Origin of the sequence: Cryobacterium sp. TMT2-14 (assembly GCF_004402465.1) — a bacterium.
Taxonomy (GTDB): Bacteria; Actinomycetota; Actinomycetes; order Actinomycetales; family Microbacteriaceae; genus Cryobacterium; species Cryobacterium sandaracinum.
Genome location: NZ_SOFV01000043.1, coordinates 76,930 through 100,220, shown reverse-complemented (window position 1 = coordinate 100,220; position 23,291 = coordinate 76,930). Strand labels below are relative to the sequence as shown.

General features: G+C 61.1%; 21 protein-coding genes and 1 pseudogene. 14 read left to right on the top strand and 8 right to left on the bottom strand.

The window, feature by feature from the left end; all coding sequences use genetic code 11:
- Positions 1–52: 52 nt before the first annotated feature.
- Together E3O28_RS15445 and E3O28_RS15440 are read right to left on the bottom strand one after the other, a co-directional pair.
- The gene (locus E3O28_RS15445; RefSeq protein WP_134373162.1) at positions 53–607 is read right to left on the bottom strand and encodes a GNAT family N-acetyltransferase; all 555 of its coding nucleotides are present in this window, start codon (positions 605–607) and stop codon (positions 53–55) included.
- A gap of 38 nt (positions 608–645) precedes the next feature.
- Positions 646–1,392, bottom strand: a complete 747-nt coding sequence (locus E3O28_RS15440) for a phosphotransferase (protein WP_104100442.1) — start codon at positions 1,390–1,392, stop codon at positions 646–648.
- Between the two features lie 365 nt (positions 1,393–1,757).
- Here E3O28_RS15440 and E3O28_RS15435 point away from each other — a divergent pair, with 365 nt between their 5' ends.
- The 8 genes from E3O28_RS15435 (at position 1,758) to nrfD (ending at position 10,642) form a co-directional block, all read left to right on the top strand.
- Positions 1,758–2,345: a helix-turn-helix domain-containing protein gene (locus E3O28_RS15435; protein ID WP_134416697.1), complete on the top strand. Its 588-nt coding sequence runs from the start codon at positions 1,758–1,760 to the stop codon at positions 2,343–2,345.
- Between the two features lie 12 nt (positions 2,346–2,357).
- Positions 2,358–3,641, top strand: a complete 1,284-nt coding sequence (locus E3O28_RS15430; protein ID WP_134416695.1) for an MFS transporter — start codon at positions 2,358–2,360, stop codon at positions 3,639–3,641.
- A gap of 458 nt (positions 3,642–4,099) precedes the next feature.
- Entirely contained in the window at positions 4,100–4,360 is a 261-nt protein-coding gene (locus E3O28_RS15425) for a hypothetical protein (RefSeq protein WP_104100445.1), read from the top strand.
- A gap of 397 nt (positions 4,361–4,757) precedes the next feature.
- On the top strand, positions 4,758–6,758 hold the full coding sequence (gene nosZ / locus E3O28_RS15420) for a Sec-dependent nitrous-oxide reductase (protein ID WP_134416693.1): 2,001 nt from the start codon (positions 4,758–4,760) through the stop codon (positions 6,756–6,758).
- A gap of 50 nt (positions 6,759–6,808) precedes the next feature.
- A complete protein-coding gene (locus E3O28_RS15415) occupies positions 6,809–7,153 on the top strand; it encodes a cupredoxin domain-containing protein (RefSeq protein ID WP_233191351.1) in 345 nt (114 codons plus the stop codon).
- 44 nt (positions 7,154–7,197) lie between these two features.
- The gene (locus E3O28_RS15410; RefSeq protein ID WP_134416691.1) at positions 7,198–7,779 is read left to right on the top strand and encodes a hypothetical protein; all 582 of its coding nucleotides are present in this window, start codon (positions 7,198–7,200) and stop codon (positions 7,777–7,779) included.
- Positions 7,780–7,835: 56 nt separating this feature from the next.
- Positions 7,836–8,699: a 4Fe-4S dicluster domain-containing protein gene (locus tag E3O28_RS15405; RefSeq protein ID WP_104100449.1), complete on the top strand. Its 864-nt coding sequence runs from the start codon at positions 7,836–7,838 to the stop codon at positions 8,697–8,699.
- A complete protein-coding gene (nrfD, locus tag E3O28_RS15400; RefSeq protein ID WP_134341910.1) occupies positions 8,696–10,642 on the top strand; it encodes an NrfD/PsrC family molybdoenzyme membrane anchor subunit in 1,947 nt (648 codons plus the stop codon). Before E3O28_RS15405 ends, nrfD begins: the two co-directional genes overlap by 4 nt.
- A gap of 75 nt (positions 10,643–10,717) precedes the next feature.
- On the opposite strand, the gene tatA is transcribed toward nrfD, so the two are convergent.
- Positions 10,718–10,933 (bottom strand): twin-arginine translocase TatA/TatE family subunit, encoded by a 216-nt coding sequence (gene tatA, locus E3O28_RS15395; RefSeq protein ID WP_104100451.1) that lies wholly within the window; start codon positions 10,931–10,933, stop codon positions 10,718–10,720.
- An 806-nt stretch (positions 10,934–11,739) separates the two neighbouring features.
- Here tatA and E3O28_RS15385 point away from each other — a divergent pair.
- The 6 genes and pseudogenes from E3O28_RS15385 to E3O28_RS15360 all read left to right on the top strand — a co-directional run bounded on the left by E3O28_RS15385 (position 11,740) and on the right by E3O28_RS15360 (position 17,728).
- Positions 11,740–13,041: a glycosyl hydrolase gene (locus E3O28_RS15385; RefSeq protein ID WP_134341912.1), complete on the top strand. Its 1,302-nt coding sequence runs from the start codon at positions 11,740–11,742 to the stop codon at positions 13,039–13,041.
- 85 nt (positions 13,042–13,126) lie between these two features.
- A pseudogene (locus E3O28_RS17130) lies at positions 13,127–13,267 on the top strand (leucine zipper domain-containing protein); the annotation flags it as partial.
- Between the two features lie 459 nt (positions 13,268–13,726).
- Positions 13,727–14,419 (top strand): N-acetylmannosamine-6-phosphate 2-epimerase, encoded by a 693-nt coding sequence (locus E3O28_RS15375; RefSeq protein WP_134416688.1) that lies wholly within the window; start codon positions 13,727–13,729, stop codon positions 14,417–14,419.
- Positions 14,420–14,479: 60 nt separating this feature from the next.
- Positions 14,480–16,027: a PTS transporter subunit EIIC gene (locus E3O28_RS15370; RefSeq protein WP_134341914.1), complete on the top strand. Its 1,548-nt coding sequence runs from the start codon at positions 14,480–14,482 to the stop codon at positions 16,025–16,027.
- 12 nt (positions 16,028–16,039) lie between these two features.
- Positions 16,040–16,510: a PTS glucose transporter subunit IIA gene (locus tag E3O28_RS15365; protein WP_134341915.1), complete on the top strand. Its 471-nt coding sequence runs from the start codon at positions 16,040–16,042 to the stop codon at positions 16,508–16,510.
- 348 nt (positions 16,511–16,858) lie between these two features.
- Entirely contained in the window at positions 16,859–17,728 is an 870-nt protein-coding gene (locus E3O28_RS15360; protein ID WP_134416686.1) for a PRD domain-containing protein, read from the top strand.
- Between the two features lie 271 nt (positions 17,729–17,999).
- Here the strand turns inward: E3O28_RS15360 and E3O28_RS15355 are convergent, their stop codons facing one another.
- From E3O28_RS15355 to E3O28_RS15330, 5 genes are all read right to left on the bottom strand, one after another.
- On the bottom strand, positions 18,000–18,140 hold the full coding sequence (locus tag E3O28_RS15355) for a hypothetical protein (RefSeq protein ID WP_277874728.1): 141 nt from the start codon (positions 18,138–18,140) through the stop codon (positions 18,000–18,002).
- A gap of 490 nt (positions 18,141–18,630) precedes the next feature.
- Positions 18,631–19,638, bottom strand: coding sequence for a sugar phosphate isomerase/epimerase family protein (locus E3O28_RS15345; protein ID WP_134341917.1), 1,008 nt, complete (start codon positions 19,636–19,638; stop codon positions 18,631–18,633).
- A gap of 28 nt (positions 19,639–19,666) precedes the next feature.
- The gene (locus E3O28_RS15340; RefSeq protein ID WP_104100455.1) at positions 19,667–20,806 is read right to left on the bottom strand and encodes a Gfo/Idh/MocA family oxidoreductase; all 1,140 of its coding nucleotides are present in this window, start codon (positions 20,804–20,806) and stop codon (positions 19,667–19,669) included.
- Positions 20,806–21,780, bottom strand: coding sequence for an ABC transporter permease (locus E3O28_RS15335; RefSeq protein ID WP_134416684.1), 975 nt, complete (start codon positions 21,778–21,780; stop codon positions 20,806–20,808). The genes E3O28_RS15340 and E3O28_RS15335 overlap by 1 nt, the downstream gene beginning before the upstream one ends.
- Positions 21,781–23,289 (bottom strand): sugar ABC transporter ATP-binding protein, encoded by a 1,509-nt coding sequence (locus E3O28_RS15330; protein WP_198411621.1) that lies wholly within the window; start codon positions 23,287–23,289, stop codon positions 21,781–21,783. It abuts the gene before it with no gap.
- Positions 23,290–23,291: the final 2 nt, after the last annotated feature.

Below are 23,291 nucleotides of genomic sequence, written 5' to 3'. Positions count from 1 at the left end.
CCAGGGGATAGTGGCCGTGTAGAAACCTCCTCCGAGCGCGTGTGTTCTTGTTCTAATGCGGCACGGTGAGGCTGAGCCAGCGTTCTTCGATGGCGTAGCCGAGGTGTTCGTTCATACGGATGCTGCCGGCGTTGACTTGAGCACCACCCGTGCCGAAGATCCTGACGCCGTCGTGGGCCAACGCCGTGATCGATGCGGCCTTGACGGCAACGGCGAGCCCTCGTCGGCGGTAAGTGCGGTGGACGGAAGTGAATTCGGTTTCCGCGCGCGCGGCAGTCAGGCTCATTACGCTGACGGCCACGAGTTGTCCGTCATGGATGGCGCCAAAGAGACGGCAGCCGAATGTCCACAGGTCGAGCACGTCGGACTCGTCGCGGTGGGGCACGGATGTCGCTGGCGTGTACGGGTAGTCGGCGTGGTTCATGGCTTCGAGTGCTGTGACCTGAGGCGCCCAGCTGGCATCGAGTTCCTCGATCCGGAATCCTTGGCCTGTTGCCGCCACGACGGCGGCGTGCAGAACCGTCAGGTTGGGTGGATCGCTCAGGCGCAGGCGGGCACCCCACGATTCGCCGACAACGAAGTACCCCGCCTCGGTTAGACGCTTCAAGCGTGGATCGTTGACTTGGACTATCTGGATATCCGCGTTCACGGGGCCTTCAGGCTTGCGATCATGTCGAGAAGTCGGTCGCGGTCGCGGCGGTACAGTGCGGCATGCTCCAGGAAATCATTGCGGCCCGTGTCGGCGGCACGTTGATCCGTGAACACGGCCAGATCCTCCATACGGTCCGCTGCCGCCCGAAGAACGGCAGCCTGGTCAAACTCATAGCCGTAGGAACGGATGAGCGCATCGAGCCGGCCCGGGCGAGCATCTCGTCCGGGCGCGTCAGGGTCTGAGTACTCGCCGAGCGGGACGAGTCGATATGCGAGGTAAGCCAGATCCAAAATCCGAGGCCCGGGGGAGGCCATGTCAACGTCGATGAGACCGGTGATGTGCCCGTCTTGGAAAACCATGTTGTACGGTGCGACGTCGTTCAGGCACACCACCTCGATTGGCTCGTGTGCAGGCAACTGCCATGTGGCTGCCGAGTGCGCGAGGGGTGCGCTCGCGTCATGCACCCGTCGGAGCAAGGACCCAGCCTCGTGCAGGATCGTCGACGACCAGATCCAGCTGGGCAACGGGTAGTTGCCGACGATCCCCGGAAGGTAGGAGAGCACTTCGCGGCCCTGCTCGTCCAGACCCAGGGGCTCAGGTACTTCCATCACGCCCGCCGCACGGAGTGTGCTCAGAAGTTGATGTACCGCAGGAGTCCAAGGACCGGCGGGGCGGTGAACGGTATCGCCCACCCGCACGACAATGCTCGAGTTTCCCCCGGCCAGAACCTCTTCATCCATCCCACCAACCTAAAGGCTGCAAGCGGAACCTCAGGGCGAAATGTCGTGCACCCGGGTCAGACGGAGCCTCGCCAGTTCGTGACCGCGGCCCGGTTGGCGTCGTTGAGTCCCGGGGATTCGAGGAGTGTGACCAGGTCGAGGCCGAGAAGTGCGGAGCGAAATGCGCCCTCTATTGTCGTGCCGTGAGTTGTCGTGGGAGGCTACCGAGATCGCGTGCGTTCACCAAACCTTCGATCCGAAGAGCCCGGCCCTCATGTTTCGCCTCGTTGACCATGGGCTCAGCTTAGGAGCGAGAGGGCGCTCGAGTACCAGTTATCGCGCAACAATCATTGCGCAATAACTGTTGTTCTTATAGGGTCAGCGGTATGTCCCCCCGCGACGCTTCACGCACCACGCTCAGCTCGGCTGCATCCATGCGGGTCCTCGCGCATCCGACCCGGTTGCGTCTGCTCGGCCTGCTTCGCGAACGCGGCCCGTTGACCGCAGCCCAGCTCGGCGACGTCGTCGATGAGGCTCCCGGTACCATCAGCTACCATCTCGGCAAGCTTGCCTCCATCGCCCTGATCGAGCCCGCCGAGGCTCAGAGCACCGACCACCGCGAACGTTGGTGGAAGGCCACGACCCTACTGACCAGTTGGGAGCCCGCCGATCTGCTCGACGACCCCGATAAGCTCGCGGCGTCTTCTGTTCTGCAGAAGTCGATTGCTCAGGCCTACGCCGCCCGGTTCACCGACTACATCGACGCGACACCTGCCCTGCCTCGTGAGTGGGTCGCGGCAGGCGCGAGCGGGGATCGCAGCCTGCGTCTAACGGTCGAGGAGCTGGGCACCATGCGTGCCGAGCTCGAAGTCCTGGTCACCCGGTGGGTCGACGCGAGCGCTGCTCACGACCCGGCGACGGCCGATGGCGCCGAGCCTGTGGTGCTCGTCTACCAGGCCTATCGCCGTCCCTGAGTCAGACCGCCGATGAGCAAGAACATGAAGGAGGCGCTGCCTCGCGACCGCCGCGCAACCGGCGCCCTCTCGGCCCTGCTGACTGCCCACGCGATCTCGCAAACGGGCAACGTGATCACAGCCTTCGCCATCCCCTTCTACGTCCTCGGCCTCGGCGGCTCGGGCGTCGAGGTGGGAATCGCGGCATTCTTCGCTACCGCCCCGGTTGTGGTCGGCGGGGCGCTTGGCGGGGTTGTCGTGGACCGGGTGGGTCACCGCCGAGCGGCGATCGTTGCGGACCTCGTGAGCGGTGCCACCGTGCTGGCCATGCCGGTACTGGCGCTGACCGTCGGGCTGCCATTCTGGGCCCTTCTCATCCTGGTATTCGCGGGCGGACTACTCGACACCCCGGGACAGACCGCCCGCCGCGTCATGCTGCCCGGGCTGACGGTATGGGCCGGCGTGCGGATCGAGCAGAGTGTCGGGCTTCTCGACGGCTCTGAGCGCTTCGCCAAGCTGATCGGCGCCTCGATCGCCGGCCTGCTCGTCGCGCTCCTGGGGCCGATCGCAGCCCTCTTCGTCAACGCGGCAACGTTCGCGGTCTCAGCACTGCTGACCTGGGCGTTCGTGGCAGCCGTCCCTGCCACCGTCAGGCTGAGCGGCGACAGCGTTGACACTCCCCATACCTCGTATTGGGCCGACCTGGCTGAAGGCTTCCGCTTCGTCATCCACGACCCGCTGATGCGTTTGGTCGTCGGCCTCGTGCTGGTCACGAACCTGCTCGACGCCGCCCGCGGCTCGACCCTGATGCCCCTCTACGCGAACGATCGTCTGGGAGGCGTGGCCGCTCTGGGTCTGCTAGTGGCGGTCATGGGCGGTTGCGCTCTGGTGGGCAACGTGGCCTTCGGATTCGTCGCTCACCGGGTGCCCCGCCGTGTGACCTTGGCGGTTTGCTTCGCCGTGGCTGGCGGCCCGTCCAGCGCTGCCTTCGCTATCGGTGCGCCGCTGCCCGTGCTCGTCGCGATGACCGTGCTCTCGGGCCTGGCGGCTGGGGCGATTAATCCGATTCTCGGCGCGGTGGAGCTTGAACGCGTTCCTGAACACATGCGCGGCCGGGTGTTCGGCTTGATCAACGCCGGTGCGTGGGCGGGGGTGCCGTTCGGCGCCCTGCTCGGCGGCATCGCCGCCGACACGATCGGACTGTCGCTCGCCTTCGGAATCGTCGCGGTCGTCTACACGCTCGTCACGCTGAGTCCACTGACCGGAGGAGCTTGGCGGCACATGGAGCGGCGCCCGGCCGTGATGCCCGCGAAGTGAACGCCCCGAACGCTCGCCAGTCCATGCCTGGTAACCTGTGCCCCGAGATGGAAAGCGCGTCCACTGGTTCTGGGGCGTTGCTGGCATCGTCACTCTCTCCTCAATTGGCAGCATCTCCAGTGCCGCCGAGACGCTGCTGGTGCAAATGACCAATTTGTAGATCGCCAATCCGCGGCGGGCAACAATGGTTGGACGCGGCAGCTGTACCAGCACTCATCTCCCGCGTCTAAGGAAGAATATTCATGGCTTCTCGAACCCCCAGGCTCTCTCTGGTCGTACTTATCGTGTTGGCCCTAAGTGGGTGTTCGGCTGGTGTTGGCGCCAGCGATACAGCGTCGGCTACAGGGGGAGCGATCGAGTTGGCAGTATCGGAGACGTGCGCTGATGGGGCGGACCCGCAATGCGTTCAGGTCAATGGCGAGAATGTTGTTTTCCCATCCGCACTTGAGCGAGCTGGAGTGAAGGATGCCACCATCGCCGAAGGTGAGGGGCAGAACGCGGTTGACGTGACGTTCACCGAAGACGGGGCGATCGTCTTTAACGCCCTCACGGTGAAGGCTGTCCAAGCCGGAGATTCGGCGCGCCTGATTATCAAGATCGGCGGCGAGATACAGGCTGCCGCCGTGGTGATGGAAGCTTTGGAGGATGATCATGTGCAGATCAGCATCGCTCCAGACGACAACGCCCAAAGAATCGTAGACCTGATTCACAAAGGCTGAGAAGCGTCGGCGCTCTGGCTCCGACTGGTGTCGATCCGTTCACCCATGAAATCCACAGTTGTGCCGACGGCGACAGTATGAGAACTACCGCCCTTGTTCCGGAACCGGGGGCGAGACCCGGTATGCTTCGATGAGCATCATCCAATTGGTAGGCTAAAACGCATTCCAAGTGGAGTGCGTCCACCCCATGCCCCCGGCCAAGTCTCGCCGGTCGCATCGTGGGAGCCGCCGCGGCAAACGTGACGACGTGCGTCAAGCGTATTTTGACGCGACCCACTGCCCGTAGTGGCCCGCCTCCTGTTCGGGATCCTCAGCTGGGCGAGCATGACCTGCCATTAGTGCCTGTTTTGCGCGCCGAAAAGCCGTGTGAACCTGCGACAAGTAGGAGGAACATGCCATGAAGATCCCCGCCATGAAACGAAGAGATTTTCTCAAGGTTGGCGGTGGTGTGGTCGCTGGCGCGGCCGTTGGCATCACCGGCACGAACGTTGGCAACAATCTAGGAGCCGGTGGGGAACTCGCGGCTGTGGCCTCAAGCCGGGGACTGACCGGTGCCGAGGCCCGTGCGGCTCTGACGTCGGTGGTGCCACCCGGCAAGTATGATCCGTTCTTCATGTTCGCGTCCGGCGGGCACTCCGGTCAGATTTCGATCATCGGCATCCCTTCGATGCGGCTGCTAAAGATCATTCCCGTGTTCTCTCGCGATTCATTCTCTGGATATGGCTTTGGTACGGACGTTGACGGCGTCATCCCGCGGGGGTCCGATCCGACCAAGAGCAATCTGCTGAGCTGGGGCGACACCCACCATCCCGCCCTCTCGGAAACCGAAGGCCGGTATGACGGCCGCTGGCTGTACGTCAACGACCGTGCCAACGGGCGGATCGGTATGGTTGACCTCGCCGACTACAAGACGAAGCAGATCTACGACATCCCCAACATCGGCAGCGCTCACGGCGGAGTGTTCGTCACGCCCGATTCCGAGTACGCCCATGTGTCGTCCATCACTCCCCGGCCGATTACCGATAACGGATATGCGCCGCTCGAAAGCTACGCGGACCTTTATCGAGGCTTCTCGAGCTGGTGTGCGATCGACCAGACGACGGGCCACCTGGTGCCCGAAAAAAGCTTTCAGATCGAGCTCCCACCCTATAATCAGGATCTCGCGGACATGGGCAAGCTGGCCAGCGCGGGCTACGGGTTCCTGAATTCGTTCAACGCCGAGCTCTCGGTCGGCATGTCTCACAAGAACCCGCCGATTGAAATCGGGGCGGCCAAGAACAAATACGACTACCTCCACGTCATTGACTGGAAGAAAGCCGAAAAGGTCGTCGCTGCAGGCAAGGTCATTATGCGGAACGGCATCCGCGTGATCCCGCTGGAGGTCGCCATCAGCGAGGGTATCCTGCACTTCATTCCTGAGCCGAAGAATCCGCATGGAGTTGAGGTCTCTCCCGACGGAAACTACATCGTGATCGCGGGCAAGCTCGACCCGGCTGTGACGGTGTACTCGATCACGATGATCAAGAAGGCCATCGAGGACAAGAACTTCGAGGGCACGGACCGTTACGGCGTTCCGATCATCCCAATCACGGCCGTTACTGCGGCGCATGTCGAACTCGGTGCCGGGCCGCTCCATACGCAGTACGACGGCAAAGGCAACGCGTACACGAGCCTCTTCATCGACAGTGCGATCATCAAGTGGACCCTGGGTCCCGATGCCGGTGTGACTGAAAAACCGTTTACCGTTCTTGAGAAGATCCCCGTGCACTACAACATTGGCCACCTCGCGATCCCCGGCGGAGACACTGTAGCGCCGGTCGGGACGTACATGGTCGCCCTCAACAAGTGGTCGCTCGATCAGGTGCAGAAACTTGGTCCGCAGCATCCGGTGAACTTGGAGCTTTTCGACATTGATCACACGCCGCCACGCGTGCTGAGCAGTTTGCCCCTCGGCGGATCCGAGCCGCACTATGCGCAGATTATCAGCGTCGACCGGCTCAGCCCGCTCACGGTCTACCCTCCGGGTACCAACCCGGAGACCATGGCTAAATCGGAGTTCGCGACCGCCTCCGGGCAGGAACGAATCGTGCGCGCGGACGGCTTCGTCGATGTCTACGCGACTGTCATGCGCAGCCACTTCACTCCTGAGCAGATCCCGGTCACTGTCGGTGAGAAGCTGCGCATCCACCTGACCAACATCGAGACAGCGGAAAACGCCACACACACATTCGCAGTGCCCAATCACAACCTTCAGGCCACGCTCGACCCGGGGGAGACCGTGAGCGTGGAGTTCACCGCCGACCGGGTGGGATCGTTCGCCTTCTACTGCGCTCAGTTCTGCTCTGCCATGCACATGGAAATGTACGGGTGGCTGCTTGTAGCACCGGCGGGTGCCTGATGAGGCCGGCATCCTCGCGACGCGCGGGCCTTGCATCGTTGTTCTTGACCGTGGTCCTGCTGGCGACGGCATGCAGCACCGGCGGGGCTCAGCCTGACCGGTCGGCGACGTCCTCGTCCAGCTCGTCCACCGCGGTGCTTGCCGTGGTCGGCAAGGAGTTCTCCTTTACGCCGGCCGCCCTCACTGCGGTCGCGGGCGAAACGACGATCCGCTTCACGAACAAGGGAACGACAGGGCATGACCTCTTGATCGATGAGTTGCATGTGCATCTCATGGCTGATGCCGGTGAAACCGTCGAGGCAGACGTCACCCTAGCACCGGGCACATACGCGGTGTACTGCTCGATACCCGGGCATCGGTCAGGCGGAATGGAAGGAACGCTGACGGTCTCATGACGGCAGGAACCGAAGGTTTCGCCCGCTTTTTCCGGCAAGGTTCGGTGACGCGAATCGGAATCGCGCGGATCGTTGCCGGTGTCGCCGGGATCGCTTTGGTACTCGTCGCTGCCACATTGCCGATCTGGCAAATGAGGTTCCTCGCCCCCCAATACCCAGCCGGCCTCGACATCAAAGCGTACGGCAACAGCGTCAGTGGCGACCTGAGTGAGATCACGGTGCTCTCGCATTACATCGGGATGCCGCGCTTCGACGCTACGGGGATGCCCGAGATGACGCTGTGGCCGTTTGTGATCCTGCTCGCTGTGCTGGGAGTAATCATTGCGACAGCGGCGGACAGAGCCTGGTGGCGACGTCTCGCCTGCACCGGATTGTGGCTTATACCTGTCGGGGCGCTGGCCGATGTGCAGTTCCGCCTCTGGCAGATGGGACACAACCTGGATGGTTCCGCACCGATGACCATCGACTCTTTCACCCCACTGGTCGTGGGCCCGACCGTGGTTATGAACTTCACAATGTGGGGCATTCCCGGATCGGCTCTCGCGCTGATCGCGGCCGCCGCCGCACTGGTGACGTTCGCCCCGACTATCCCACGACGCATCCCACGGCGTGTCTCCGAGCGCTGAACGCAGCGCTCACCCGTTCCACTCACGAACACCAAGCAGTTTGGCAGGACATTCGAATGTCTAATAAAGCAGACGAGCCAGTCGAGGCAGGCGACAACCGGGTGAGAAAAACCGGCGTCGGCACGGAAGGCAAGTCGCACACTCTCAGCCGTCGCAACCTCCTCGCCACCCTCGGGATCGCGGCAGCCGGCGGAAGTGCCATAGCCCTCGGGTTCCTCAACGACGACGCGGAGGCGACAACCGGGCAGGGAGGAACGAATGGAAAGAAGGGGAAAGGACCGGAGCACGCGTGGTGCATGGTCATCGACCTCCGAAGCTGCGACGGCTGCAAAGCGTGCACAATCGCCTGTCAACAGCGGCACAAGCTACCGGAGGAGCAGACCTGGATAAAGGTGTATTCGATGGAGGACAGCACAGGGGGCACCTATCCGATGCCACGGCCGTGCATGATGTGTGAGAACCCGCCGTGCCTGTCGGTCTGCCCGGTGAGCGCCACCTTCCGCACTGACGAAGGGCTCGTCCTCGTCGACCCGAACACCTGCGTCGGCTCCCGGGCCTGCATGGCGGCCTGCCCCTACGAGGCGCGCTACTTCAACTGGAACGAACCAAAACCAGTCACCATGATGCCATTCCCTCCGACGCCGCAAATGCCGGTGCCCCAACAGAAGGGAACAGTCGGCAAGTGCGTTCTATGCGCAGACCGACTGCCGTACGGTGAACTACCCGCGTGCGTGACCGGCTGCCCAATGGGTGTCATGTATGTCGGCGACCTGATCACCGACGTCGCCGTGAATGGCCTCGGTGACGTCAAGGTACTCTCCGAATTTCTCAAAGAGAACGACGCCGTGCGATTCAAGGAGGAACTCGGGACCAACCCGCGGGTTTACTACATTCGCGGCCACGGACAGGACCTCTCGTGAGCAACCCGGTCCGGGCCGCAGCGCTTCGCCCATTCGGGACCCCCAGCCGCCGCTACTGGTACGCGATCACCGCCCTCGGCATTGTGGTCCTGGCCGGTGTCGTCGCCTGGATCGTACAGCTTGTGTTTGGGATGGGCGTCGCCGGCTACAACGATCAGGCGTTCTGGGGCATCTACATCGCCGACGTGATCACATTCATTGGGGTCAGTTACGGCGGAGCGGTAGTTTCCGCGATCCTGCGCCTCACCGGCGCCGACTGGCGTGCACCGCTAACCCGGCTTGCCGAGGGCACCGCAGTAGTAACTGTGCTTGTGGGCACGGCACTCATCATCCCGCACCTGGGACGCCCGGAGCGCGTCTGGGAGCTGTTGACCCAACCAAACTTCGCGGCCCCAGTGTTCTGGGACTTTATCGCCGTGATGACCTATACCGCCGCATCCCTGGTGTTCTTCCTGTTGCCACTCGTGCCGGACATGGCCATCCTGCATGGTGAGGGCCCGCACCGGCTCGGCCGGTTCAGAGCCGGCTTGTACAGAGTCCTATCTCGCGGCTGGGTGGGTAACCCTGTACAACGGAGGGTGCTGAACCGGTCACTTGGACTGGTGTCGATCATGATCATTCCCTTGGCGGTGTCGGTGCATTCCGTGCTGTCATGGGCCTTCACACTAACCAACCGCCCCTGGTGGAATGAAAGCATCTGGGCGCCGTACTTCGTCGTCGCAGCACTCTACTCGGGCGTAGCGCTGGTCATTCTTGTCGTCGCGTCATTCCGTCGTGGCTACCACCTGGAGGCGTTTATCACCCCAAGACACTTCGTCCGTCTCGGGATGCTGCTGGTCACTTTCTCCGCGACCTACCTCTATATGACCTTTGCGGATCTCCTGCCTGGCGCGTACATCGGTGAACCAGACACCCTCGCAGTGTTTCACGAGCTCCTGCTCGGCCGCCTGGCCGTCTGGTTTTGGCTATTCGTTATCGTCGGGGGCGTACTGCCGATCGTGATCATGGCGTTGCCCTGGACCAGGAATGTGTGGGGCATCGTCACAGCGGCGGCCCTCGTCGTTCCGGCAATGTGGCTGAAACGGATGCTCATGGTCGTTGCTCCGGCCACATTCGACAACATGACCGGAACCTTCGGCGACTTTCGAATCACATGGGTCGGAGTGGCCATGACCCTCGCCGCAGCGGCCGCCGTTCCGCTGCTGCTCATGCTGCTCTTCCGGGTGGTGCCCCTGTTGTCCATCGACGAGATCGAGGAGATCGACGCCGCAAATGGGACTGTCCGGAAAGCAGAATCCGGGCAAAAGGTCGATGGTAACGGGCGGATGGCCCGATCCGTGGGTATCGTCGTCCTGCTCGTGGGGCTAATGGGTGGGGCGGCAGTCGGGGCTGCGGCTCCCGCTCAGGCGGACACGACGTCAGACACGGCATCCATCGCCCTGACCGGGGTGGAAGCGACCGGCCTAGTGCGGCTCACCGCGACCCTCACCGATCCGGACGGTCGACCCATGTCCCAGGGGGATGTCGAATTCCTCACGACGACGAGCGCACTGGGGGAACGGCTCCTTCCCCTGGGCACAATCGCCACCGATACCACGGGCGTCGCCGTCCTGACCCTGGGCGGAGACTCTGACCACCTCTACCGGCCGTCAGAGGCCGGGCCGCAGGAATTCTTCGCCCACTACACACCGTCTATGGGCGAGCAACCGATCACAGACTCGGTAACCGTGAATGTCACGGTGGGCCAGTCGGCATACCATCCGGCCGAACCCAAACCCTTTGTCACGACGGGAAAGGTCACGGTCATAGCGATCTTCACCATCGTCGCCGCCATCTGGTTGACGTTGACCGTGCAGGTTGTAAAGGTCCGACGGGTCTGTACCGACGCCCAGCTCAACCAGGACACGCAGGGCAGCGAGGGCGGGAAGGTCATCTCCGGCTGACCCCGGACCAGCTACGAAAAAAGGAACGTCCGCGACAATATCGCGGGCGTTCCTTGTCTGCCCTTTGGCACCGTCTCAGAGACGGGGGGCAGGCTCCGGTGACTCGGGTGTAGCGGCCACCGGGGCATCGAGGCCTGATTCGGCGGGGGTCGTACTCTGCATTTCGCTCTTCAAAATCTTTGTCGACTGCCCAAGGCTGCGAGCAAGGGCGGGAAGTTTGGACGAGCCGAAGAGAAGCACGACGATTGCAAGGATGATCAGGGAATGCCATCCGGTTAGGTTGCTGAACATGCGGGTCCGATCTGTGATTCGGTAGGGGTGTCGATACCGCCCCCATCAAGGGGGAGGTGGACAACGTCAATCCGAAATCTCCGCGGCCGCTCAATCGCGACGCTAGACGTCGTTGAACGCATCCGAACTAGCGATGACCTACTAAGTAATTTAGCACTCTGCGTTGCGGACCCGGAGTGGGGACGACGACGAGTCGATATTCGGGTGAGCAATGAGGTCGTTGTAGCCGCCGAAAGCATTCGAAACTTTTAATTCTTCAGCGAGCTGGTCGGCGCTTTCCTGGCTCCGGCTCAAGACGGGGACAAGTCGAGCTGATTCAGTCTTCTCAGCGGGAATGTGGCCTCCTTGGTCCAGCCGCCGGCCCCGATGATGCCGACTGTGACGGTGTAAGTACCGCCGACAATGCGCAACGCCGCGGCGTTCTCATCCCAGTGGGTACAGCTCCGCGGTTCGAGGGCGAGTTGAACGGCCTCGCTCTCGCCCGCGTGGAGGTGCACTCGGGTGAAAGGGGCGATTTGTTGCAGGTGACCGAGCTCTGCTCCTCGGTGTCTCGCAGGAGTGAGGTGTTCCCGGGCGAGCCGGATCCGCCAGCAGGCACGGCGCGACTCTCCTCGCACGCCACCACCTCCTGGGTACCCCAACGTGCTGGCCTGAAGTACATGCGGACCGACGTTATTTTTATTTGCGGCCAGCAGACCCCGCGGATTCCGCGGGCCCCCTTGATGCCCTACTCTGACGACACAAGAGATTTTCACTGCGGCATTGTGCCGTGGTATCCGAGTGAATCTCCCCACCCGGGAGCTTCCATGCGCGCACACCGTCACATCCGATCCGCGGTCGCGGTTTCGGTCGTGTTACTTACCATCCTGGCCGGATCCACCGGCATGGCTGCCGCCCCCAGCGCGTCAGCCGCGTCGAGTGCCACCACTCTCTCATTGAGCCCGAATACCGGCCCGGCCGGCTCCACACTCACCGCCAGCGGACGCGGATTTCCGCGAAACACCGCGGGCACGGTGACCATGGGAACTACCCGTCTTGCGGTTCAAACCTGGGCGAACGGAACCTTCAGCGCCGATCTGACGGTTCCCAACACCACAACCAGCATCCTGCCGGTGACGGCAACAGTAGGCACCGTGACGGCCAGCGCGTCCTTCATCGTCAGCTTCGCCCCCGTCTCCACCGCGGTGGACCCGGCAGCCGCCACCACCCTCACCCAGCAGGCCATTAAAACGAGCGCCCCGATCAGCGCGTCCCGTCTACGTTTCGGGGTGGCCACCCCGGGCGGCGCCCTGGCGAATTCCGAACTGGACGCGGTCGCCACTCTCGTAAACGAGAGCCCCTCGATCGTGATGTCGTACAAAGACTTCAACCAGGCCTTGTCGATCGCCGAACTCGACTCCGTGCGGGCGCGCGGAGCCACGAGCCTAATCACCTGGGAACCCTGGGTTTGGGGCGGCGGGCTAAGCCAGCCGGCCTACTCTTCTACTCGCGTCACTGACGGCACCTACGACACCTACCTCACCCAGTGGGGCCAGGCCCTGGCCGCCTGGGGGCAGCCGGTGATGCTTCGCTACGGCCATGAGATGAACGGCAACTGGTATCCCTGGGCGGATAGCGTTAACGGCAACGCCCCGGGCGACTACGCCGCGGCCTGGCGCCACGTGCACGACGTCGTCGCCGCAGCCGGAGCCACCAACGTGTCCTGGGTCTGGAGCCCGAACATCCCGTTCACCGGTTCGACCCCGCTGGCCGGCCTTTACCCCGGCGCCGCGTACGTCGACGTCGTTGCGCTGGACGGGTACAACTGGGGTACGTCGGCGGCCTGGAGCACCTGGCAGGCACCAGCGGCCCTCTTCGACACCGGGCTCGGCCAACTGCGCGCACTGGCGCCCGGGAAGCAGATCATTATCGCCGAAACCTCGTCCGCCGAGGCCGGCGGGTCGAAGTCGAAGTGGAACACCGCCTTGGTGGCCTACCTGGCGAAGCAACCCGACGTCACCGGTTTCGTCTGGTTCCACTTCCTCAAGGAGACCGACTGGCGCATCAACAGCTCCACAACCTCCACAAGCTCCCTCACCAAGGCACTGGCGGCGCGCTCGGTGAATTGAGCCGCCAGGTTGGTGACAGCCGACCGCTGAAATAGGAAGAACCCCTGGTTCTGACGAAGATGTCAAAGTCGCCACGAACAAGGAAGTGCTCTCGTCCCACGCTAATGACCGATTGAACCATCACGGAAGGGCTGTGCTCGTTCAGCGCGTCATCGGTAAAGGCCAGCCAGTGACTCATGTTGCGAAGGAACTCGGCATCTCGCGGCAGTACTCCCACCGGTGGATTACACCGATACCGCACCAAAGGCGACGCTGGCCCGGCCGCCAAGTTGTCCGGGACGTAGTTATGAGAATCGGCGCGCCGCTAAATTCCGGCGAACGCGGAGGGATCCAAGACATGGGCGTGAGACTTCTCGTATCCCTAGGGTTACAAGGCAACTTCGCGGATCGCACTCGGGCGGGGTAAGAACTTGCCACAGCGTGACGAGACGTGCGATCGGCGCCTCGGTCAAGCCCCGGCATAGACCTGCGCTTAAGGTGACCCGATAGCATCGACCTTTTGTCACAATTCGCTCGGGTCTTTAGATACTGTCCAACCGAAATCGGCGTGGCAGATGTATCCTTAGATCAACGCGAATTTTCGCGTATGTCATCGGGATTGTTACTTTCGGCAAAACCTGAGACGTAACTTCATGTGCGGTTATGCGCATGGGCAAATACGTCTTCTAGGGTCCGAGGAATATCCATGACTAATCCCCGTCTTATAGACCGCCTCCGTGGCGGTCTCATTGTGTCCTGCCAAGCGCTTCCAGGCGAACCCCTGTTCGCTGCCGGAGGCGGCGTGATGCCGCTCTTCGCGATGGCCGCTGAGCAGGGAGGGGCAGTCGGGATCCGGTGCAACTCCGCGCGTGACGTCCTCGAAATCAAGGCGGCTGTTGGGCTTCCTGTGATCGGTCTCATAAAGCACCAGTACCTGCCGTACGAGCCATATATCACCGCCACGATGACTCAGGTGCAAGCTCTTGTGGCCGTGGGCGCAGATATCGTGGCAGTGGATTGCACTCTCCGTGAGCGTGTGGACAAACTCAGCCCGGCTGGCTTCATTGCTCAGATCCGGGCCGCATTCCCGAATCTTGTCCTTATGGCAGATGTCGCCACCCTCAAGGAAGGCTTGGCCGCGGCCGAGTCTGGTGTCGATTTCGTGGGGACCACGCTAAGCGGGTATACGCCCCAATCCCGAGGGGCCCCCGGTCCGAACTTTTCGCTGGTCGAACAGTTGGTGGCCAGGACTGCCGTGCCAGTCATCGCTGAGGGCCGGATCCGCACTCCGCTGCAGGCCCGCCAGATGATCGATCTGGGTGCCTTCTGCGTGGTGGTCGGCGGTGCAATTACCCGGCCACTGGAAATTACCACGGACTTCGTAACGGCTCTCGCGTAAGCGATCGCCCTTCCCTTCACCCACGACGGAGTCGTCGTGCCCGAAATGAAAGGAGCAACAGTGTTTAAGCAACTCCAGAAGGTCGGAAAAGCATTTATGCTACCGATCGCCATCCTTCCAGCCGCCGGCCTCCTGCTCGGCATCGGCGGCGCCCTGTCTAACCCGAATACTGTCAAGGCATACCCGGGATTGGACAACGCGATCCTGCAGGGAATCTTCGGCGTTATGTCCGCCGCCGGGGCGACGGTCTTCACTAATCTTGCTCTTCTGCTGTCTATTGGGCTCTGCATCGGCTTGGCGAAGCGCGACAAGGGCACCGCGGCCTTGGCCGGCATCGTGGGCTACCTGGTGATGACCGCCACCATCAAGGCGATGCTGGACATCTTCAAGCCTGGCGCCGAGCCTGTAGATACAGGCGTAGTCGGCGCTCTGGTCATCGGCGCAACGGCCGTATGGCTGCACAACCGCTACCGCAATATCGAATTGCCGGCCGTCCTTGGTTTCTTCGGTGGATCCCGTTTCGTGCCGATCGTGACTGCGTTCGCAGCGATCTTCGTGGGAATCTTTTTCTTCCTCGCATGGCCACCCATCCAGCAGGTAATGGTCAGCGCCGGCACGGCGATCGCGGGCCTTGGGCCGATAGGAACGTTCTTCTACGGGTTCTTGTTGCGTCTCAGCGGAGCTGTTGGCTTGCATCACATGATCTACCCCATGTTCTGGTTCACGTCTCTGGGTGGAACCGAGATCGTCAACGGAGTGTCGGTTGACGGCGCACAGAAGATATTCTTCGCCCAGCTGGCCGATCCCAATCACGTCGGAATGTTCACCGAAGGCACCCGCTACTTCGCCGGCCGTTTCGCGACCATGATGTTCGGCCTTCCGGGAGCCTGCCTGGCAATGTGGCACTGCATCCCCAAGGGCCGTCGCGCCAAGTACACGGGCCTCTTTCTCTCCGTGGCTCTGACCTCATTCATCACGGGCATCACTGAGCCCATCGAGTTCATGTTCTTGTTCGTCGCACCGGCGCTGTACGTGTTCCATGCCGTGCTCGACGGTGCATCCTTCTTCATCGCTGACATCCTGAACATCAGTATTGGAAACACTTTCTCCGGCGGAGTGATCGATTTCATGCTCTTTGGCGTGCTGCAGGGCAACGAACGGACCAACTGGTTGCTCGTGTTACCTATTGGCGTGGTCTGGTTCGCCCTGTACTACTTCTCCTTCCGCTTCGCGATCAAACGGTTCCGAATCGGCACTCCCGGACACTTGGAGGACACTATCGCCAGGGATGCAGAACCGGCTGCCCCGGAAGGCGCCGCCCTCGTCCCGGCTATGATCGGCGACCTCACCGGCCAAAGCGCAGTTCAAACGGAAGCCGCAAAGGTCTTGGAAGCACTTGGCGGTGCCGCCAACCTTGAAGAGGTCGACGCCTGCATTACACGCTTACGCGTATCCGTGAAGGACCCCGCCAAGGTTGACAAGACCGCGTTGCGCAGGCTCGGCGCCACGGATGTCTTTGAAGTCCAGGGCGGCGTTCAGGCGGTCTACGGCGGCAAAGCCATCTTGTACAAGAACGCTATCAATGAGAGCCTCGGCCTCGACGACTGAAGGAGCACGACGATGCAGAACCCATTCAAGAAAAGGGGCGAGTCCGTCTACAGTCCGGTCGCAGGGCGAATCGTTTCTCTGGACGAAGTCCCGGACCCTGTCTTCGCACGGCGCTCCGTCGGTGACGGTTTCGCCATCGAGCCGACCAACGGATCGTTCCGCAGCCCGGTGGATGGCGAACTTGTCCTGATGGCGGAGACACGGCATGCCTTCGCTGTCCGCACCGACGCCGGGGCGGAGGTCCTGGTCCATATCGGAATCGACACCGTCACTCTCAAAGGAGAAGGGCTAATCGGACATCGGAAGGTTGGCGAGCGGGTTGCTCGCGGGGACGTCATCATCAGTTGCGACCTCGACGACATCAAGATGAAGGTGCCCTCGATGGTCACCCCCGTCGTTTTGATGAACGGTGCCAAATTTGCCATGAGCTCGCCAGACCTTGAGGCCAATGGTGAGTCCGTGATCACGGTCCGGCGGAAGTAAAAAGGTAATCATGGAAGGAAACGCCCGCGAATCGCCCGCAGATGAGGGTTGCCTTGCGGCGCCCATGATTGCCAGGTCGGCCGGCGAACGCGATCCAGAAACGGTCTTAGGTCTGTCGACCGGTTTTTCTCCCCCAACGGCAAACGTGAATCTGCGCCGACGTGAAAAGCCGCGTTTTTGGGCAAACGGGCCCATCACGGCCCTATGCCAGGATTCGGTGCCTCAATTGCATCTGTCTATTCATGAAGTCCTGAGTCCAGCGAAGACTGCGGGACAGAAACGAAACGAGCACGACGAGGAGACTCGCCACCACAAACGAGACTGCCAACATTTTCAGGAGCGCACCCGATGGAAGTGAAGCCATCCACGCAAGCGAGCATCAAACGGGTTTACAACAACAATGTGGTTCTCGCCATAGAGTCCGACACGATGGAGGTCGTGTTACTGGGCAAAGGTATCGGATTTCAGCGCCGTCCAGGAGAGACCATCGACACCTCCTTGGCCAATCAGCGCTTCGTAGCTGACGGGGCCTACCGCGCAGCCCAGGTCGCCGGGCTGCTGAGTGAGGCACCCCTGGACCAAATCACCTTGGCCCAGACAATCACTGAACTGGGTCATGCAACACTCGGCCTCGAACCGCGACAATCTCTGATGATCCCGGTCCTGGACCACCTCACCTTCGCAGTGCGTCGGGCTATAGAAGGAATTCGCATCGATTTCCCGCTCCGTTGGGAGGTGGCCCAGCTCTACCCGTCCGAAGCAGCCTTGGGGCGTCAGGTGGTGACCTTGGTGTCCGAACGACTTGGGGTCCGACTGCAGGACGATGAGTGGGTGGCCTTCGCCCTGCACTTCGTCAATCAGCAGTGGACGAAGGGTGACTTTTCAAGGACCGTCGTCATGACCGAGACTATTGCCCGAGTATTTCTTCGCCTGGCGGAGCGGTGGGGTCAGCCCATCGACGAGAACGCGAGCAGTGCCGCTAGATTTGTGACGCATCTGCGCTACGTGTTCGCCCGAGCCGCCGCCGACGAACAGCTTCACAGCTCCCATCAGGATTTGCTTGCAGCGGTACGGCAGCTTTACCCGGAAGCCGTGGAGGCCGCAATCGACATCGCCCAATTGATTGGCGATGCGATTCACCGAGTAGTCTCCATCGATGAAATCTCATACCTCGCCCTCCACACGGGACGCCTATACGCCGAAATGAAAGAGCCATAAATAACTTTGCGTGATTTCCGACGCCGCAGGCTTTTGGCTGTAGCGCAGCCAAGAATCCTGGTCGTGCGCCAAAAGGAATGAAAAGAGGCGGATGAGCATGAAGCCCTCATATGACCAGTGACGCCCGAAGACCGACACGTGACACGGGTCAGGCGCTCTTGAGTATTTGAGGCGGTGAGCACCACCTAATCGTGCGGTTGAGCACCACCGATCATGCGGGAGCGCGCCAATGGTGGTGTGGTTGGGAACCACTGACGGCCTCCGTCATCGATTAGGCGGTGGCCAGTGCGGTGTGCTCCCTCATGTTGTAGGTGCCGGTCTCGACCCAGATGGTGTTGTGGATGATCCGGTACATGATTGCGTCCGCGTGAACACCGGACCCGAGGCGCTGGTGCCAGTCCCAAATCTCCAAAACGGTACTTTCGCAGTGCTCTAACTTCGTGGTGCACCGGATCCAGAACCCGGAAGACCTCCAGCACGTCCGACGAATGACTCCTTTCATATCCGAAGTGGTGCTCAGCCGCCTGCCGTCTCTGCCAAAACAGCACGCACTGATCTTCGGTAATTCAGTGAGCGTGCCCACGACATTTAAAGTTCGCAGCGCTAGCCTTACACCGAGAAGCGACGATGCAAAGATCCGACACGTCTGGTTCGTGGAGGACGCATCGGTTGCCGCACTCTGAATGAGTGGGGGAGTGCCGCTCGGCCGGACTGGTGGGTTTCGGCCGGGCTGATGTAACCGGTCTTATCGGGGACCCCATGAGCCGGGGCTGAGTACTCAGATCAACAAGTCAGTGGACAGCTGTTTACGCCAGCAACGCGTTGGCAGGAAACCAGGGACGGTTCAACCCGGCATGTGATTGATGTCATAGCTCTCAGCGACTTTGTGCGGGACTGCCCCATCAGTCCTGGTTGCTGAACACCGCGTCAAACGAAGTCGCCGCTGGCGTCCAGAGTAGTGCCCGAATGAAAGCGAGCGCTTCCGGGGCACCGCGAAGTCGGTCCATACCGGAGTCCTCCCATTCGATGGAGATGGGACCGGTATAGCCGATCGTGTTCAGGGCGCGGAAACTGGCTTCCCAATCCACGCTGCCGTGACCCGCCGAGACGAAGTCCCATGAGCGTTTCGGGTCGCCCCACGGTAAATGCGATGAAAGCCGCCCGCGACGGCCGTCCTTCAGCAGCAAAGTGGTGTCCTTGCAATCCACGTGATAAATCCGATCGGCAAAGTTATGTATGAACGCCGCAGGGTCGATGTCCTGCCACATCAAATGTGAAGGGTCCCAGTTCAGGCCAAACGCCGGACGGTGTCCGATGGCTTCAAGCGTCTTCTCCGTCGTATACCAGTCGTAGGCAATTTCGCTTGGGTGAACTTCAAGGGCAAACCGCACACCATTGTCATCAAAGACATCCATAATCGGATTCCATCGGTCCGCGAAATCTTCATAACCCGCCTCGATGACATGCTCCGGTACCGGCGGGAACATGGCAACGTACGGCCATATTTTTGAGCCCGTAAAACCCACCACGGTGTCGACGCCAAGCCTGCGAGCGGCGATGCCGGTGAGTTTGAGCTCCTGGGCGGCGCGCTGGCGAACGCCCTCGGCTTCACCGTCTCCCCATACTCGCGAACCAACGATGGCCTGATGGCGAAAATCGATGGGATCATCGCAGACGGCCTGGCCCTTGAGATGGTTCGAAATTGCAAAGAGTTTGAGGTTGTGGCGCTTGAGAATATCGAGGCGTTCCTGAAGGTAGGCATCATCTTCGGCGGCACGCCATACGTCGAGGTGTTCGCCTGAACAGGCGATTTCCAGGCCGTCGTAGCCCCACTCGGCTGCATACTTCGCGACCTGCTCAAGCGGCAGGTCGGCCCACTGACCGGTGAAAAGGGTGACGGGTCGAGACATGTGTTCCTCCTTCGTGGTCAGTATGAATCTACTGAGTTAGGGCTGCGTCGAGGACGCTGAGGCTGTTGTTCGTCACAGCAGTAGTTCCATCAGTAGGACCCACGACGTCGACCCATCGGCCGGACTGTGCGGAAGTCAACACTGCATCTGTGATGATCGCAGCCCGTAAACCGTCGACAAACGTGGGAAGGCCATCGACATTCTGGTCCTGAAATGAAGCATAGGCATCCGCTGTAAAAGCGTTGAAAGCATCTTGATATCCCTTCGGATGCCCGGCAGGAAGATGTGCCAGACGCTGGGACGACAGGGCGGACAGCTCTGCGGAGCCAGAGTAGATTGTGCTTTCACTACTCTGGTTCGAAGCCGTGAACTTTCCCGGGTGCTCCTGGTTCCATCGGTATGATTCCAATTCCCCATCAAAGGAAAAGTGGAGCCGGTTCTTGCGCCCATGGGTAATCTGACTGGCGATGAGCGTGCCGGATGCGCCGCGATCTGTCTCAAACAAGATGGATGCGGCATCTTCGGTCGACCCGCGTTCAGGATGTGATCGCGAGAGCGCTGAGACGAGTCTGGTGATGCGGTGCCCTGTCACGAACTCCATCAGGTCGCACCAATGAACGCCGATGTCAGCAAAGGCACGCGATGAGCCGCCGACCTTCTCATCGACCCGCCAGTTTGTGGTTGTGGGCAGTGCGAGCCAATCCTGGAGATACGAGCCGTGGAGCAGGTGCATCTCTCCGGCCGAACCGTGTGAGATGCGCGACCGAATTTCACGAACCGCAGGGTAATAACGGTAGATGAACGGAACGGCAGTCGGTGTTCCAGAGATCCTGGCGCGGCTCACCAGGTCTTCCGCGTCTGACACCCGCGTCGCCAACGGTTTCTCGCACACGACAGGTTTTCCGGCTAGAAGAGCCAGCCCTGCCTGCTCAGAATGAAACGCATTCGGTGTGCAGACATGAATGACATCCACCGCATCGGACTCGATCAAGGCGCGGGCGTTTGGAGCGATACCGTGGATACCCAACCGAGCCGCAGCGCGAGCGGAGCTGTCGGGCGAAGAGCTCGCGATCAGTACAACCTCGGAGCCGGCTGCCCGGATTGCCCGGGCATGTACTTCTGCCATGAAACCACCGCCGAGGATACCGGCTCGGAGTCGGGGCTGCATCAGCTTGAGGCCTTTTTGCTCGACAGGGCGACGGCGACAATGATGATGGCGCCACGAACGACCTGCTGCTGACTCACTTCAAGGCCGGCGAGGATCAAACCGTTGTTGACCAGGCCGATGAAAAGCGCACCGAAGAGTGATCCAATGATTGCACCGCGGCCGCCGAAGAGGGACGTTCCCCCAAGAATCACAGCAGCGATGACTGAGAGTTCATCACCGGTTCCCCACTGGAAGCGTCCCGACTGAAGTCGACCCGCGTAGAGCATGCCTGCGATGGCGGCCACGAGCCCGGAGAGGAGTAAAACGTAGAATTTGATCCGGGCGGTGTTGACTCCAGTAAACATGGCTGCCTGAGTATTCCCACCCGTAGCCCGAACTTGGCGGCCGAATTTCGTCTTGTTCATGACGACCGCGCCAATGGTCACAACGACCACGGCCCAAATCAGAAGGGAAGGAATCGCGCCGACATTACCGCCACCGAAGATCTGGATGAACGTGGCATCGGCGATCGGCACCGGTGCAGAAGCCGTGATCCAGCGAGCCACGCCCACAATGAGGCCGAGCATTCCCAAGGTCACGAGAAAAGACGGGACCTTGAGCCATGCCACGAGTCCGCCGTTGACAGCACCGACAACGAGTCCGACCAGGAGGCCGGCGAGAATGCCCGGTACCAGTCCATAGGAAGACACGGCCAGGGCAGAAACCACGGAGGACAGACCCGCGACAGACCCGATACTGAGGTCGATTTCGGCGGTGGCGATCACGAATGTCATGGCCACGGCCATGATCGAAATGGTGGCCGTCTGGCGCGCAATGTTCAGGAGGTTGTTGGCACTCGTGAAACCGCTGTCGCCCAGGAGTACGGCGAAGAGGATAAACACCACTACAAAACCGACATAAATAATGTTCTGACGCCAGTCAAAGCGCTGAACAATTCGAAAACTGCGGGTCATTTGCGTAGACAGCGTAGACATTTATGCTCCTTGCACAGCGAGTTGAAGGAATTCTTCAGATGGGATCTCGGCCCGCGAAAGATCGCGAACCACTTCGCCATCTTGGAGAACGAGGATGCGGTCGCTCACCGATAGCAGTTCCGGAAGTTCGGACGAAATGATGATGACGGCCTTGCCGTCGTCGGCAATCTGGCGAACCATGGCCAAGATCTCCTTCTTGGTACCGATGTCTACGCCAGCCGTGGGCTCATCCATCATGAGGATGTCTGGATCAGTGCCGAGCCATTTTCCGATCACGACCTTCTGCTGGTTTCCACCTGAGAGCCTCGAGACATCCATTGTTTGGTCGGCGACCTTGATGGAAAACTTGCCAATGATCTCTTGTGCTCGTATGGCTATCTTGGAGGAACGCAGGAGCGGACCACTCTTGAGTTCGTCGAGAAGAGGAAGGGTGATGTTTTCCTGCACGGAGTGCTCGAGCACCAGACCCTGAGCTCGGCGATCTTCGGGGATGAGTGCGAGCCCGAGGGAGATCGCGTGCCCTGGATTGCGAATGGATACGGTCTGTCCATTGATCGTGATGGTTCCAGCGGAGGCCCGATCGATTCCGAACAACGTGTTCACGAGTTCCGTGCGACCGCTGCCCATGAGACCTGCCAGACCGAGAATTTCTCCGCGGTGCAAGTCGAAAGTGACATTTGACAGACGTTTGCCGGAAGCCAAACCGGTCACGGTCATCACGGCATCCGTGCTGATCTTCGCGCTGCGGTCTTCGTAGGCCATGATTCCGGACATTTCTCGTCCAACAATGGCCGCGACAATCTGCGCCGGAGAGACATCGGAGAGTTTTGCGGTCAGAGCTTTCTTGCCGTCACGAAGCACGGTGATGCGATCGGCAACCCGGTAAACCTCATCCATGCGGTGTGAAATGTAAATGATGGAGATTCCACGGGCCTGGAGTCGCTCGATGAGTTCGAAGAGCGCATTCGTCTCGTGCTTGGCCAGCGATGCCGTGGGCTCATCCATGATGAGCACACGGGCGTTCTGGGCCAAAGCTTTGGCGATTTCGGTGAGCTGCCAGAGCGCCGTGGGCAGATTCTCGAGCAGGCTCGTGACGTCGACGCTGACACCCATGTCCACGAAAATGGCGTGCGCTTTCTCACGGGCGAGTGAATCATTGATGAGACCGAATTTGCCCATGGGTTCAGCCGTCAGGAAGACGTTTTCCCAGACGGTGAGGGTGGGGATGAGGCTGAACTCCTGAAAAACCATACCGATGCCTGCAGCCCGCGCAGCGAAGGTGTCGGTCAAGGAGACTGTCTCACCCGCAACCCTCACCTCGCCGCTGTCACGCTGATACACGCCCTGCAGTATCTTCATGAGAGTCGACTTGCCCGCACCATTTTCACCAGCGAGAGCGTGCACTTCACCAGTGACCAGTTCAAAATCGACCTCGCGAAGAACAGGAACTCCGCTGAAGGCCTTGGTGATGCCGGACATCTCAACTGCGAGCACAGGAGTCGTGGACATCT

Bases quoted from the DNA above. Each gene is read 5' to 3' on its own strand.
- E3O28_RS15440 (WP_104100442.1), bottom strand. From the start codon at position 1,392: ATGGATGAAGAGGTTCTGGCCGGGGGAAACTCGAGCATTGTCGTGCGG.
- E3O28_RS15435 (WP_134416697.1), top strand. From the start codon at position 1,758: ATGTCCCCCCGCGACGCTTCACGCACCACGCTCAGCTCGGCTGCATCC.
- E3O28_RS15430 (WP_134416695.1), top strand. From the start codon at position 2,358: ATGAGCAAGAACATGAAGGAGGCGCTGCCTCGCGACCGCCGCGCAACC.
- nosZ (WP_134416693.1), top strand. From the start codon at position 4,758: ATGAAGATCCCCGCCATGAAACGAAGAGATTTTCTCAAGGTTGGCGGT.
- E3O28_RS15405 (WP_104100449.1), top strand. From the start codon at position 7,836: ATGTCTAATAAAGCAGACGAGCCAGTCGAGGCAGGCGACAACCGGGTG.
- tatA (WP_104100451.1), bottom strand. From the start codon at position 10,933: ATGTTCAGCAACCTAACCGGATGGCATTCCCTGATCATCCTTGCAATC.
- E3O28_RS15385 (WP_134341912.1), top strand. From the start codon at position 11,740: ATGCGCGCACACCGTCACATCCGATCCGCGGTCGCGGTTTCGGTCGTG.
- E3O28_RS15375 (WP_134416688.1), top strand. From the start codon at position 13,727: ATGACTAATCCCCGTCTTATAGACCGCCTCCGTGGCGGTCTCATTGTG.
- E3O28_RS15365 (WP_134341915.1), top strand. From the start codon at position 16,040: ATGCAGAACCCATTCAAGAAAAGGGGCGAGTCCGTCTACAGTCCGGTC.
- E3O28_RS15360 (WP_134416686.1), top strand. From the start codon at position 16,859: ATGGAAGTGAAGCCATCCACGCAAGCGAGCATCAAACGGGTTTACAAC.
- E3O28_RS15345 (WP_134341917.1), bottom strand. From the start codon at position 19,638: ATGTCTCGACCCGTCACCCTTTTCACCGGTCAGTGGGCCGACCTGCCG.
- E3O28_RS15340 (WP_104100455.1), bottom strand. From the start codon at position 20,806: ATGCAGCCCCGACTCCGAGCCGGTATCCTCGGCGGTGGTTTCATGGCA.
- E3O28_RS15335 (WP_134416684.1), bottom strand. From the start codon at position 21,780: ATGTCTACGCTGTCTACGCAAATGACCCGCAGTTTTCGAATTGTTCAG.
- E3O28_RS15330 (WP_198411621.1), bottom strand. From the start codon at position 23,289: ATGTCCACGACTCCTGTGCTCGCAGTTGAGATGTCCGGCATCACCAAG.